At 53.9% G+C, this 14,263-nt stretch carries 8 protein-coding genes; 6 read left to right on the top strand and 2 right to left on the bottom strand.

What is annotated here, in order from left to right; all coding sequences use genetic code 11:
• Positions 1-66 precede the first annotated feature (66 nt).
• Positions 67-606, top strand: coding sequence for an NADPH-dependent FMN reductase (locus tag JI741_RS28815; RefSeq protein WP_202015618.1), 540 nt, complete (start codon positions 67-69; stop codon positions 604-606).
• On the opposite strand, the gene JI741_RS28810 is transcribed toward JI741_RS28815, so the two are convergent.
• The gene (locus JI741_RS28810; protein WP_202015617.1) at positions 593-3,031 is read right to left on the bottom strand and encodes an ABC transporter permease; all 2,439 of its coding nucleotides are present in this window, start codon (positions 3,029-3,031) and stop codon (positions 593-595) included. The genes JI741_RS28815 and JI741_RS28810 overlap by 14 nt on opposite strands.
• Before the next feature lie 61 nt (positions 3,032-3,092).
• On the bottom strand, positions 3,093-5,519 hold the full coding sequence (locus JI741_RS28805) for an ABC transporter permease (RefSeq protein WP_202015616.1): 2,427 nt from the start codon (positions 5,517-5,519) through the stop codon (positions 3,093-3,095).
• Positions 5,520-5,795: 276 nt separating this feature from the next.
• Between JI741_RS28805 and JI741_RS28800 the strand changes: the two genes are divergently transcribed.
• The 5 genes from JI741_RS28800 to JI741_RS28780 all read left to right on the top strand — a co-directional run bounded on the left by JI741_RS28800 (position 5,796) and on the right by JI741_RS28780 (position 14,262).
• Positions 5,796-7,163, top strand: a complete 1,368-nt coding sequence (locus JI741_RS28800) for a sigma-54-dependent transcriptional regulator (protein ID WP_236676325.1) — start codon at positions 5,796-5,798, stop codon at positions 7,161-7,163.
• A gap of 45 nt (positions 7,164-7,208) precedes the next feature.
• On the top strand, positions 7,209-8,573 hold the full coding sequence (locus JI741_RS28795; protein ID WP_202015615.1) for a sensor histidine kinase: 1,365 nt from the start codon (positions 7,209-7,211) through the stop codon (positions 8,571-8,573).
• 266 nt (positions 8,574-8,839) lie between these two features.
• On the top strand, positions 8,840-9,745 hold the full coding sequence (locus JI741_RS28790; RefSeq protein WP_202015614.1) for an aldo/keto reductase: 906 nt from the start codon (positions 8,840-8,842) through the stop codon (positions 9,743-9,745).
• Between the two features lie 123 nt (positions 9,746-9,868).
• On the top strand, positions 9,869-12,898 hold the full coding sequence (locus JI741_RS28785) for a SusC/RagA family TonB-linked outer membrane protein (RefSeq protein WP_202015613.1): 3,030 nt from the start codon (positions 9,869-9,871) through the stop codon (positions 12,896-12,898).
• Positions 12,895-14,262, top strand: coding sequence for a RagB/SusD family nutrient uptake outer membrane protein (locus JI741_RS28780; protein ID WP_202015611.1), 1,368 nt, complete (start codon positions 12,895-12,897; stop codon positions 14,260-14,262). Before JI741_RS28785 ends, JI741_RS28780 begins: the two co-directional genes overlap by 4 nt.
• Position 14,263 lies beyond the last annotated feature (1 nt).

The following is a 14,263-nucleotide window of genomic DNA, read 5'->3' as shown; positions in this document are numbered from 1 at the left end:
GCCTGTTGAACTTTTGTGAAGACACAGGGGTTCAACTGCAATCGATTCAAACCCTTTTGCACCGCCATGCAACCCACTAATATCTTCGTCATCATTGGCAGCCTGCGTGCCACATCGTCCAACCACACCATCATCCGGCATGTGTCGCGCACGTTGCCTGCGGACGTCGTGTTCGATATCTATGACGGCCTGGGCACGCTTCCACACTTCGACGACAGCGAAGTGGCTCCGGAAACAGTTCAACACTTCCGCACCAAAATACGCGAGGCCGACGCCGTGCTGATCTGCACACCTGAATATGCGTTTGGGGTGCCGGGCTCTTTAAAGAACGCCCTCGACTGGACCGTGTCCACAGCCGACTTCATGGACAAACCCGTGGGCCTCATCACGGCCTCTACCGGCGGCGACAAGGCCCACGCTTCGCTCCTGCTCACGCTGTCGGCCATTTCGGCCAACGTGGTGGCCACACTGCTCATCCCGTTCGTGAGGGCGAAACTCAAGAATGGAGAGGTTTCGGATGAGGCCACGTTGCTGGCACTGCACGATGTTGTGGAGAAACTGAGGCACCCGGCACACCAGACGCCGCCGTCAACTATTCATCCTTAAGCACCACGGCCGGGTTAAGCGACGCTGCGCGCAATGCCAGGTAGCCCACACACACCATGGCCAGGAACAGCTCCGCGCCTCCCGCACACAGAAACAGCCAGGGGTTGATGGTTACCTTGTTCTTAAACGTGTCGAGCCACTGCTGCATCATCCACCACGACAACGGTGTGGCCAACACCAGCGCCACCAGCAGCAGTTTCACATACTGCGTGTTCATCATGATATAGATCCGCGACAGCGATGCACCAAAGACTTTACGGATGCCGATTTCCTTTTTGCGTTGCTCGGCCGAGTAGGCCACCAATCCCACCAGGCCAATGATGGCGATGGAAATGGACAGCAGCGTGAAGATGGAAAACAAGGCGCCCAAACGTTGCTGTTCCTGATATTGCATCTTCAAACGATCGTCCAGAAACGTGTAGTCAAACGGCGTGTCTTCAACCAGCTGGCCCCAGCGTTTTTCAAGGCTGCTCAGCAACGCAGGCAAGTCGTGGGCGTTGAATTTTAACATCACCATCTTTTGCTGACCATACATGTGCGACCGCATGTTGAAGAACATAAACGGTGCGATGTTCTGATAGAGCGATTGAAAATGAAAATCTTTCACCACACCAATCACTTCCTGCTTGTCAAGGTCGTCGCCCAGATAAATAATGCGTTTCCCCACGGCCTCTTCGGGCGTCCAGCCATAGAGCTTCGCTGTGGTTTCATTGATGATGACAGCATTTACATCCGACGGACGGTTTTCTTCAAAGGTGCGACCGGCGGCGAGTTGGAGCTTTGTGGTCGCAAAAAAATGTTCATCAATTTTCATTTGCGTGATGGGCAGCTTCAGGTTGTCGCCCTCGCGCATGAAGATGTCTTCATAACTTGTCCGCATGTCCATAGACGCCGAAGCTTCTTGCACGCCGGGATAGCCCGACACCTCATCGCGGAAAGACTTCAACTGATCGCCCAGTTTTTCGGCGTTGTTCAAAATCAGAATGTTGTCGTGTTCATAGCCCAGGCTTGTCGACTGAAAATAATCCAGCTGATCAAACACCACCAGCGTGGCCACCATGAGTGTGATGGAAATGGTGAACTGCAAAATCACCAGGGCATTCCGAAGCTGCGACGTGCGCAACCCCGACACTGTTTTTCCTTTCAGCACTTGTGCGGGCCGGAACGATGTGAGATAGAATGCCGGATAAAGTCCACCCAAAAAACCGATCACCAACGGCAACAGCAACACGATGGCGAAAAACGTTCCATTGTTCCACGTCGCGACAGGAATTTCCAGCCCCGTCAACGGCTGTATGACCAGGCGTAACAACTCCATCACACCAAGCCCCAACAGCATGGCCACCAGCGTCACCATGATGTGTTCAACCTGGAATTGGGCGATCAGTGAAAGCCGGGAAAGCCCGAGCGTTTTTTTCACACCCACTTCCTTGGCACGATTGGCGCCGCGTGCTGTGGAGAGGTTGATAAAGTTCACCACAGCGATGAGCAGAATAAACGCCGCCACAATGCTGAACACATACACATAGGTGATGTCGCCCACCGCGCCCAGACGGTTGCCCAGCTTTGCAGAATACAGACGAATGTCGCGCACCGGCTGCAGGTATACTTCCCAGTGGCCGCGCTCCTTCAGGAACTCGTCGAAGTCGATGCCCAGATTTTTAAACGTGGCGGGCGCATAGCGCGAGGGTAACGTTTTTAGCTTTGCGTTGAGGGCGGTCAAATCGGTGTTGGGTTTCAACTTCACATAGGTCACCACCTGTGTCCAGATCCAGCTCCACTCCATGTTTTTGATGGCGGGGTTGGTGTAGATGGACAACATATAATCAAATTGAAAATGCATGTTCACGGGTTGCTCGGTCGTCACGCCAGTCACTTCCACGGCCTGGCGGCTGTCACCCACCTGAATGATTTTTCCCAGGGCAGGCTCGTCGCCAAAAAGGCGCTTTGCGGCTTTGTCGGAAAGCACCACTTTGTTTTTTCCCTGCAAAGCCGTTTGAGGATCGCCCTCTTTCAGCGTGAAGGCAAAAAACGAAAAGAACATGGAGTCTGCGGCCATCACTTTGTCTTCGTTGAATGCCACCACCTGCTTGTTGGGCTTTGTGTAGCGCACGGTCTGCGCACCGGGAGTGTTCACGCGCACCACGCTTTCAATCTCGGGATATTCCGCCATCAGTGCCGATGCCACGGCAGGGCCAGTGGACCCAAAGTATCCACCGCTCGTGTCCCAGATGTTGGTTTGATTCACCCGATACAACCGATCTACATCGGGGTGCATCTCGTCGTAGGACAACTGATTTCTTACATACAAAAACAACGCAAGGCTTGTGCCCAGTCCCAACGCCAGGCCGCCGATTTTGATGAGGGCATACTGGCGTTCGCGAAGTATGTTTCGAAGCGCGGTTTTGAAATAATTTTTCAACATATCCAGAAGAGATTAATCGTTTCTAATGCTTATTAATGCCGATGTCTTTGTTCACTATTTTCTATTCGGTGCGCAATGTTTCTGCGGGGTTAGACACTGCCGCGCGCAGCGAACGATAGCTCACGGTGGCAAGGGCAATGACCATGGTAGAGATCACACCGATCAGAAACACCGTCCACTGAATGTCTACGCGATAGGCAAAGCCTTCCAGCCACGTGTGCATGAAATACCACGCCAGCGGTGCGGCCATCACAAACGCGATCACAATCAGTTTAATGAACTCTTTCGAGAACAACATCAGGATGCTGCCCGTAGAGGCGCCCATCACTTTGCGAATGCCCACCTCTTTCATCTTCTGGTTGGCCATGAATGATATGAGTCCATACAATCCCAGGCACCCGATGAAGATGGAGATGCCCGCAAAAATCTTGAACAGCGTAAAGGTGCGTTCATCCTGGCGATAGAGGGCGGCCAGTTCCTGATCCAGAAACTCGTAGCTAAAGAAATAGTTGGGAAACACTTCTGTCCAGTTCTTCTCGATGGCACGAATGGTTTCTGAAAAATTTTCGGGTTTCACTTTCAGGCCTGCCACATAATAAAAGTCGGGCATGTGCATCAACACCACGGGCTGGATCGCTTCGTGAAGGGAAGCGCTATGAAAATCTTCTACAACTCCAATCACTTCTGCGCTGATGCGTCGCACACCGGTGGTAATCATTTTCCCAAGAATCTCTTGTGGATCATGAAAACCGAGCGTGCGCACGGCCGACTCGTTGAGAATGTATTTGAAGACCCGCTCTTCTTTCGGCAAGTCCGAGTCGGCCTGCCGTTCTTCTGCTTCCGTGAACCAGCGGCCGGCTTTCAACTTAATGCCATACACTTCCATATAGTGCACATCCACCGGCTTCACGGTGATGCGGAAACTTTCGTCCGAACCCTTTTCGCTCAGTTGAAAGCCTGTATTAAAATTGTTCGACGATGTTGGAGGTCCCAGCGTGAACGACACATGCTCAATATTGGGAATGGCTTCCAGCCGCGCGCGCAGCGATTGCAAATTTTCTTTTGTGATGTCGGGAATAGGAATGTCGATGATGGCATCCTTCGAAAAGCCAAGGGGCTTGCTACGGAAATATTCCATCTGGTCGGCCACCACCAGCGTGCCGATGATGAGCACCTGCGCGATCATGAACTGAAAGATCACCAACACTTTTCGCACGGTGGCACCGGAGCTTCCCTGCGCCGAGATTTTGTTCTTCAACACAGCGGCCGGATCAAAACCCGAAAGAATAACGGCAGGATAAAATCCTGAAAAGAATGTAGCGATAAAGATCAGTCCCACCAGAAACAGCGCCAGCAGGCCGTTGGAAAAAAGATTAAGCACCAGCGCCTTGCTGAGGAACGTGTTCAGCCAGGGCAACAGCCACTCCGTGGCACACAGAGAGATGAGCACGGCCACCAGCGTGATGAGCAACGTTTCTCCCAGAAAATAAAGGGTGAGTTGTCCGCGCTTTGCGCCCAGCGTTTTGCGTATGCCAATCTCTTTCGATTTCCGAATGGCGAGCGCCGTAGACAGGTTAATGAAGTTGATGCAGGCGATGATCAGAATGAACAATCCCAGCACGCCCATCACCACCAGGTCGGAATATTCGGCGTTGGCGCTGGGGCCTGGATTTTCAACATAGTCTTTGCTGAAGTGAATCTCGCGCAGCGGTTGCAATGAAAACCATTTGCGTGTGGCATCCTCCTTGTCAAAATATTTATCAACAAACCCTTTGAAGCGCGGGGTCATCGATGCCGCCGTGATGTTGGAAGGAAGCACGATGTATACGTAACCCGAAGCCGTCATGCCCCACTGGTCCAGCGGCAAACCTCCGAGCAGGTCTGAATTCAGCGACGGCATGGAAACCACCATCGAGAAATTCACGTGCGAGGCCGCGGGCGGATCGGCAATGATGCCCGCGATTTCGAGCGACTGATCCTTGCCAAATTTCAGCGTAGTGATGTTATCGTCCTTCAACAGTTTTTTGGCAAGCGATTCGGTCAGGAACACTTTGCCGGGCTGCCCCAGGTCTACTTCAGGCCGACCCGACAACACCTTAAAATCGAAAACCTGAAAAAACAGCGAGTCGGCAAAGATGATGTTGTCCACCATTTGTTTTTCGTCGCCGATGCGCACCAGCATTTCATCCTGGTAGTGCAATTGAGTCACCAAAGGAATTTCAGGAAAGTCGTTCCGAAGGGCTGGCGCTAACGGATAAGGCGTTGTGGAGCTATACTCCGTGCCCGATGCACTCTTTGCGCCCTGCACCACGCGATAGATGTTGTCGTATTTCGAATGAAATTTATCAAAGCCCAGGTCGTAGGTGATCAGCAAAAAGATGACGACACACGACGTGATGCCGATGGTTAACCCCAGCACGTTGATGATGGTGTAGTTCTTGTTCCGCAGAAAATTCCGGAGCGCGATAACGAGATAGTTTTTTATCATAATGCCTAAGCCCTTTACGAAAGTTGTGCCATTCTATCAAGACTTTGAATATCAAGTCATTACAACTCCAATTCAAAAACCTGAAGATACTGGTTGTATCGGAATTGATACACAATAATGTTTGAAATTGATACAATTGATTTATGTTTAAGGACGTTAGCAGCCCGTTTTTGAATGCCGGGGCTGGGTTTGCATGGTCACTGGCTTGCCGGAGACCCGTGGTGCCAGGCCGAGCCAGCGAAGGGGATACAAACTAAAAACACATTGCCTTAAGATATGAATGCAGCAAAGGTTTTGATGGTAGACGACGACCGCGATGTGCTGGAAACAGCGCGCATGTTTTTGAAACAAGAGTTTGCCACTGTGCAGATTGAAGACGATCCCACCAAAATCCCCGCCCTCATGAAGGTACAAGAGTTTGATGTGATCATGCTCGACATGAATTTCAAGAAAGGTGTGAACGACGGCGAAGAAGGATTTCACTGGCTCGACCAGATTCTGAAACTCGACCCCCACGCCGTGGTGGTGCTCATGACGGCCTATGGCGAAGTGGATCTTGCCGTGAAAGCCATGAAAAACGGCGCCGTCGATTTTGTGCTGAAGCCCTGGAAAAATCAGAAGCTACTCGCCACACTGCTCTCTGCCCTGCAACTTCGCCACTCGCGCAAGGAAGTGGAGAAACTCAAAAACACACAAGAGAAACTGCGCGACGAAATCGACCATCCTTACGCAGACTTCATCGGCACCTCGCCGGCCATCGCACGGGTGCACGAAATGATAGACCGTGTGGCAGGCACCGATGCCGACGTGCTCATTCTCGGCGAAAACGGCACGGGCAAAGAACTGGTGGCGCGCGCCATACACCGGCAGTCTGCGCGACGCGACAACGTGTTTATCAGCGTAGACCTCGGAGCCATCACCGAAACGCTTTTCGAAAGCGAACTCTTTGGCTATGTGAAAGGTGCCTTCACCGACGCCAAACAAGACAAGCCCGGCCGCTTCGAGCTGGCTTCGGGTGGCACCATCTTCCTCGACGAAATCGGCAACCTCTCGCTTCCCTTGCAGGCCAAGTTGCTCACCGTGCTGCAACACCGGAAAGTGCAACGGGTGGGCAGCGGCAAAGAAACACCTGTAGACTTTCGCCTGCTCTGCGCCACCAACATGCCGCTGCACGAAATGGTCTACGAGAAAAAATTCAGACAAGACCTGCTCTACCGCATCAACACCGTGGAAGTGCGCGTGCCACCGTTGCGCGAACGCCTCGACGACCTGCCCGCCCTGCTCGATCACTTTGTGCAACGTTATGGCCAAAAATATAAACGCACCGACATCCGTGTTGACAAAGCGGTGGTGGCCAAACTAAAAAAATACAACTGGCCCGGCAACATCCGTGAACTGCAACACGCCGTGGAGCGCGCCGTCATTCTCAATGAAGACAAGGTGATTCACTCGGCCGAGCTGCTCATCAACAACGCGGGCTATTCACCCAAAAAAGACACGCCACCCCAAACGCTCGACGAGATGGAGAAACAATTCATTCTCCAGTCGCTTCACGATCACGACGGCCATGTGAGCAACACGGCCAAAACCCTGGGCATGACACGAACCGCGTTATATCGGCGCATGAAAAAGCACGGCATTTAAGACAAACACGCGAACCATCTTGACACTCCAACCACATACCAACGCATGATCTACCAACGCTTCACCTGGCTCACCGTTTTGCGCGTGCTGTTGCTCGTGGCCAACGTGTTGTTGCTTACGTGGATTTTTGGCGACGACCGCCTGTTCTTCAACCAGATCATTGTGTTTCTGGTGCTGGTGTTGCAGGTGGTGGAGCTGATCCGCTTTGTGAATCACACCAACCGCGAACTGTCGCGTTTTTTTCTCGCCATCAAATACAACGACTTCTCCGTCACCTTCAAACGCACGCCGCTAGGCAGTTCATTTTCCGAGCTTCAAAACAGCATGGCCGAAATCATAGACGCCTACAAACAGGTGAAGATTGAGAAGGAGGCGCAATATCATTTTCTGCAACTGCTGGTGTCGCAACTGGCCGTGGGCGTAGTTTCCCTGCAACGCGACGAAGTGTCGCTCATCAACTCTACCGCCGAGCGTTTGATGGGCATACAGGGTTTGAAGAATTGGAAACTCATCCGACAGCTTCACCCCGCGCTGGTGCAGGAAATTGAATCGCTGGGCGACGCGGGCCGCAAGGTCATTGAGGTGCGCTCGGACGCGGGAAATAAAATCGTGTCGGTCGATGTCACCACACTGGTCATCCTCAACCAGCCACACAAACTCATCACACTACAAGACATCAACTCCGAAATCGAGCAAAAGGAAATTGAAGCGTGGCACAAACTCATCCGCATTCTCACGCACGAGATCATGAACTCCGTTACCCCCATTGCCTCGCTCACGGAAACCATGCAAACGATGTTGAAAGACAAGGAAGGCCGACAAAAATCCTTGCACGACATTGACGAGGAAACCGTGGGCGACATTCTTTTTTCGCTGGCCACCATCCACAAACGAAGCGACGGCCTGCTCGACTTTGTAGAAAACTATCGCAAGCTCACGCGCGTGCCCAAACCCGCTCCGGAGCAGGTGAACCTCCATGTGTTTTTCTCCACCATCGAAAAGCTCATGCAGCAAACGCTGGTGCGCGACAACATTGCACTCACGATTCTGGTTGAGCCCTCCGACCTCAACGCCACCTTCGACCCCACCCTCATCGAACAGGTGCTCATCAACCTCATCACCAACAGCCGCCACGCGCTGGAAAACCGCCCCGACAAACGCATTGAATTGAAAGCGCACGCCAAAGACAACACCCTTCGCATCGAGGTGACCGACAACGGCAAAGGCATCCCCGAAAAAGAACTTCAGGAAATTTTTGTGCCGTTCTTCTCCACAAAAAAAGAAGGATCCGGCATTGGTCTGAGCCTCTCCAAACAAATTGCGTCGTTGCACGGCGGCACGCTCAAGGTGTCGTCCATCCCAAACCAGGGGGCCACGTTCTATTTGCAGCTGCCCGCAAAACGAAACTAACGTTGTCACCTTGTTTTTGCGGGGGAATTTTCTCTACAACACACTGTAGACCAACCTACTCCTGCGAAAATGACAGCAAATTATGCATCACTTTTTTTGGTAAACGCCCGGGTAACGGCTAACTTTAGCATACATCCGTCATCTTGATCTTAAGAGCCTAAGTTCATCGTGACTTTACTTACCGGAACAGGTGTTCAAAAAAACTTCGTCGCGCAAGGTCATGCCCGCGCGCGACGGTCTTCGACTACATTCAAAAAAAAGACCGTATGGACCGGAGAACTTGGCTTCAACAACTTTCTGCATTAGGTTTACTTTCCCTCTCTTCGGGGTGGAAATTTATGGAAGACAACCTCTTGCAGCGACCCATACTGGGCACGTCTGAATGGCTGCCCGCCGTGGGTGTGGGCACCTGGCAAACCTTTGACGTGGGTGACATCACACCCGAACGCGAACCCCTGAAAGCTGTGCTGAAAACCCTGGTCGAAAACGGCGGCAGTGTCATTGACAGCTCGCCCATGTATGGCCAGTCCGAAAAAGTGGTGGGCGATCTTTCATCCGAACTCAACCTGGCCAGCAAACTTTTTGTGGCCACCAAAGTGTGGACGCGTGGCGAACGCGAAGGCATCGCACAAATGAACCAGTCGTTCGCCCTGCTGCGGCGCCAGAAGATCGACCTCATGCAAATCCACAACCTGGTCGACTGGCAAACGCATCTCAAAACCCTGCGCGGCTGGAAAGAACAAGGCCGGGTTCGCTATATCGGCATCACACACTACACCGAAAGCGCCTACGACGCCATGGAGCAGGTCATGTTGCGCGAACCGTTGGATTTCATCCAGGTAAACTATTCGCTGCTCAGCCGCAAGGCCGCCGACCGCTTGTTTCCACTGGCGCAGGAAAAGAAAATCTCCGTGCTGGTCAACCAGCCGTTCGAAGAAGGCGCGCTGTTTCAGCGTGTGAAGGGAAAAGTGCCGCCGCTGTGGGCCGAAGAATTTAACTGCCACAGCTGGGGACAATTTTTTCTGAAATTCATCCTCTCGCATCCTGCCGTAACTTGCGTGATACCCGGCACTTCAAAACCTCAACACATGCTCGACAACCTCGGCGCAGGCCTGGGGCGACTGCCGTCCGAAAAACAACGCGACGACATGGTGAAATTCATCAACACCTGAGTTTGCGCTACGCATTTGCGGCATTGATCTTTAAATCTGTCCATTCCAGCGTTCTTTCTCCATCCTAACCTTGTTGTTTAACCTTTAATTTTTAATTTTAGAATACTAGTCTAACCATACCCTATGCGAAGATTTTTACCGGGCATTTTCTTCATATTGCTTTCCTCCCTCACCCTTGCACAAGGACAGCTTGTGACGGGCCTGGTGACCTCTTCCACGGAAACCGACGGCCTGCCCGGCGTGAGTGTGGTGATCAAAGGCACGTCCGACGGCGCCATCACCGACATTGAGGGCAAATTTTCGTTGCAGGTTCCTCCCGGCGCCACCCTCGTGTTTTCGTTTGTGGGCTATCAAACCCAGGAGATTGTTTACGCCGGCCAAACCAGGCTCAACATTCTGTTACTAGAAGAATCGACCGAACTCACCGAAGTGGTGGTGATTGGCTACTCGTCCGTTCAGAAAAGAGACATCACGGGTTCGGTGGCTACACTGAAAGCCGATAACATTAAAGACATTTCCATCACCGGTGTCGACCAGGCGCTGCAAGGGCAAGTGGCCGGCGTGCAGGTGGTGCAATCGTCGGGCACACCCGGTGGCGGCATCGCGGTGCGCATCCGCGGCAGCACCTCCATCAACGCCTCCAACCGCCCGCTCTACATCATCGATGGTGTGCCGGTTCAGGTTGGTGCCTTATCGCAGCGCGACTTTGGCGGCCAGGACGACAACGCCCTCGCGCTCATTCCTCCCGGCGACATCGAAAGCTGGCAGTTGCTGAAAGACGCTTCGGCAAAAGCCATGTATGGCTCGCGCGCAGCCAACGGCGTGGTGCTCATCACCACCAAACGCGGCCGCAAAGCCAAATCGTCTATCACGTTCGACATTCAACGCGGCATTGTTGACATCACCAAAAAAATAGACCTGCTCAACTCCACGCAATTGCTGGAGCTGCAACGTGAAGCCGTGCGCAACGCCGGCAAAAATCCCGATGGCCTTGGTCTGATCCCCGGCGTGACCGACGCCGTGAACACCAACTGGCAGGACGCGGTGCTTCGCACGGGCATCATGCAACAATACCAGATGTCGGCTTCGGGTGGCAGCGACAACACCACCTACTATCTCAGCGGCAGCTATCGCGACGAACAGGGTGTGCAACTCAACAACCGCTTCCGCCGCCTGTCGGGGGTCATGAACATCGAACAGAAGCTCAACCCCAAACTTACACTGGGCACCAACCTCACCCTGGCGCGCTCCATCAACAACCGCGTGAAGGGCGACAACTTCCTCGACGGGGTGTATTCCGGCGCCGTGAAAAGTCTCCCCTACTATACACCCTATGACGAAAACGGCAGGATCGTTGGCCCAGGATCGGCACTGTATGGAGGCTTTCCCAACTTCAACCCTGTGGGCCAGGCGTTGTTGCCGCGGTTCGATGCGTTCACCACAAAAATTCTTGGCAACGTGAACCTTCGCTACGAATTCAGCAAGGAGCTGCTCTTCCGTGTGCAGGCGGGCATCGACTATAACGGCGTGGAAGAAGATCAATATGAGTCTACTCAAACGGCCATAGGCGGTGTGCTCGAAAGCGTGGGCGGCAAAGGCTATGGTGTTTATAGCACCACCACAAACTCGTCGTTCATCTCCAACGCCACGCTGTCCTACAACAAAACCCTCAACGAAAAACATCACCTGTCGGCTTTGCTGGGCACAGAGATAATCCGCACCAACTCGCGCAACAGCAGTGTGCAGGGCCGCATTTTCCCCAGCGACGACTTCACCTACATCACCTCGGCCGGCATTGTCGACCAGGGCACTTCGTTCAAAGCGCAATCGGGCCTCTTCTCTTTGTTTGGTGAAGTGAAATACGACTACGCAGACAAATACCTCCTCACCCTCGGCATGCGCCGCGATGGATCGTCGCACTTTGGACCTGGAAACCGGTTTGGCTATTTCCCCTCTGTGTCGGCCGCCTGGCGGATTTCGGAAGAAAGCTTCTTCACAGCATCGCCTATCCATGAGGTTGTGAATGACCTGAAACTGCGCATCAGCGCCGGCCTCACGGGCAACGAGCGCATCACCAACTATCAATTCCTGGGCACCTGGAGCGCCGCCACCTACAACGGCAACTCGGGTGTGAGTCCTGAAAAAATCGGAAACCCCTACCTGAAGTGGGAGTCCACCCGCGAACTCAACGTGGGCCTCGACGTGTCGCTGCTCGAAGGACGCATCCAGCTCACGGCCGACGGCTACTACAATAAAACATCAGACCTCTTGTTTGCCCGCCCCTATCCTTCCACCACCGGTTTCACCAGCGTGTTCGACAACATTGCCGAGCTGGAAAACAAAGGAGTTGAACTGGGACTCACCACCGTGAACATCGACAAACAGCTGAAGTGGACCACCATCATCAACCTGTCGCGCAACCTGAACAAGATCCTGTTCCTGGCCGACTCCATCCCCGTCTACACTGGCTACCAGGCCAACGGTGTGGACGGCACCAACGTGCTGCAGGTTGGCCAGCCGCTGGGTACCTTCACCGGCCTGCGCTTTCTGGGCGTGGACCCCGGCACCGGCAACGCCATCTACGACGACGTGAACCACGACGGCAAAATCACCAATAGCGATGCCGTGGTCATTGGCAATGCCCAACCCAAACTCATTGGCGGCATCACCAACAAATTCAACTATGGCCGCTTCGACCTGTCGGTGTTCTTTCAATGGTCGCTGGGCAACAAGGTGCTCAACTTCTCAAAAGAAACGCTGGTCAATTCAGGACAAGACATTCAGAACAACCAGCTGGTAGAAGCCCTGCGACGCTGGCAAAAACCCGGCGACATCACCGACGTGCCGCGCTATGAGCTGAGCAACACCTACAACAATCTGCACAGCAGCCGCTTCCTCGAAGACGGATCGTATCTGCGCCTCAAGAGCCTCAGCTTTGGCTACACGCTTCCGCCAAACCTCACGGCGCGGCTTCACATGGAACGCGTGCGCGTGTTTGCCTCTGCCACAAACCTGTGGACCTACACCAAGTATAGCGGCGGCGATCCGGAAGTGAGCACGCTCGACGGCTCCACGGCCTCGCAAGGCATCGACTTTTTCACCCTACCGCAAGTGCGCACGCTCTCTGTGGGTATTAACGCTGCACTCCGATGAAAAATCTATACCGCATCCTCTTCACGACAGCGCTCTGCATCGGCCTCCTGCCCGCCTGCAAAGACACGCTTGAACCCAAGCCCGTCGACATCCTCACCGACGACGTGGTGCTGAACGAACCGGCTGATGTAAACAACGTGGAGATCGGTCTATACAACGCCTTCCGCACCATCGCCCCGGCAACGGTCATCGCCGGCGACGCCACGGCCGACATGCTCATCAACAACGGCACGTTCACACAGTATCAGGAGTTGGGAACAAAACAAATCACGTCGGCCAACGCATCGGTGGCCACGCTGTGGTCTTCGATCTATCAGGCAGTGTATATCGCCAACTTCATTCTCGAGCGGCTCCCCAAAGTGGAAGGCGTGCCCACCTCGCAGCGCGACAAGGTGATGGCCACGGCTCACTTTCTGCGCGGCTATGCCTACTTCATCGCGGCCTATTCGTTTGGCGCCGTGCCCCTGGTCACCACCACGGCCATTGACGACAACCGGAACATCGGTCGCACCTCGCGCGACGAAATCCTGGCGTTTGTGCTGGCCGACTACACCGCCGCGCTGGGCAAACTTCCTACAAAACCTGTCAACACAGGGTTTGCCGGAGAGTATGCCGTGCAAGCCGCCCTGGCACGCTTTCATCTCTACCAGGAAAACTGGGCCGACGCCGAAAAATTTGCCACACAGGTCATCACCTCCAAACAATATTCGCTCGACACGGCTTTTGTGAATGTGGTCACCCGCGATTTTCCTGCGGAGTCCATCCTCGAAGCCGCCTACACACTCACTGATGATCCCGGCACCAACGGCAACATCGGCCTCAACAACCTGTTTGTGGGCCGGCGCGAAATCATTCCGTCTAACCCCACCGTTGTGGCGCTGGCGTCAGACGAGTCGGGCGACCGCTTCAGCTCCATCAGCTTCAATGCCGACAACCTGAAAGGAAACGACAACGGCTGGTCTGTAGCCAAATATGGCACCGCCGACCAGGACAACAACAACGTGATATTCTTCCGGCTGGGCGAAATGTATCTGATCCGCGCCGAAGCCCGCGCGCAGCAAGACAAGGTGACCGGCGACAACACAGCACAAACCGACATCAATGTGTTGCGGGCACGCGCCAAAGCACCACAGATCGGCGCCGTCACCAAATCGCAGATGATACAGCTCATTGAAAACGAGCGCCGCTATGAACTCGCCTTCGAAGGCCATCGCTGGTACGACCTGGTGCGCACCGGCCGCGCCTCCGCCGTGATGGCCGCAGCGTCGCCCAACTGGCAATCGAAATATGAACTGTGGCCTGTGCCCCAGCGTGAAATTCAAAACAACCCGGCTTTGGTCGGCAATCAAAATCCCGGCTACTAAC

The sequence above is a fragment of the Chryseolinea lacunae genome, assembly GCF_016735595.1.
In the GTDB taxonomy this organism is placed as follows: domain Bacteria; phylum Bacteroidota; class Bacteroidia; order Cytophagales; family Cyclobacteriaceae; genus Chryseolinea; species Chryseolinea lacunae.
This window is presented reverse-complemented; position numbering and strand designations above follow the sequence as displayed.

Coding starts and splice junctions, on each gene's coding strand:
- JI741_RS28810 (WP_202015617.1), bottom strand. CDS start 3,031: ATGTTGAAAAATTATTTCAAAACCGCGCTTCGAAACATACTTCGCGAA.
- JI741_RS28780 (WP_202015611.1), top strand. CDS start 12,895: ATGAAAAATCTATACCGCATCCTCTTCACGACAGCGCTCTGCATCGGC.
- JI741_RS28795 (WP_202015615.1), top strand. CDS start 7,209: ATGATCTACCAACGCTTCACCTGGCTCACCGTTTTGCGCGTGCTGTTG.
- JI741_RS28790 (WP_202015614.1), top strand. CDS start 8,840: ATGGACCGGAGAACTTGGCTTCAACAACTTTCTGCATTAGGTTTACTT.
- JI741_RS28805 (WP_202015616.1), bottom strand. CDS start 5,519: ATGATAAAAAACTATCTCGTTATCGCGCTCCGGAATTTTCTGCGGAAC.
- JI741_RS28800 (WP_236676325.1), top strand. CDS start 5,796: ATGAATGCAGCAAAGGTTTTGATGGTAGACGACGACCGCGATGTGCTG.
- JI741_RS28785 (WP_202015613.1), top strand. CDS start 9,869: ATGCGAAGATTTTTACCGGGCATTTTCTTCATATTGCTTTCCTCCCTC.
- JI741_RS28815 (WP_202015618.1), top strand. CDS start 67: ATGCAACCCACTAATATCTTCGTCATCATTGGCAGCCTGCGTGCCACA.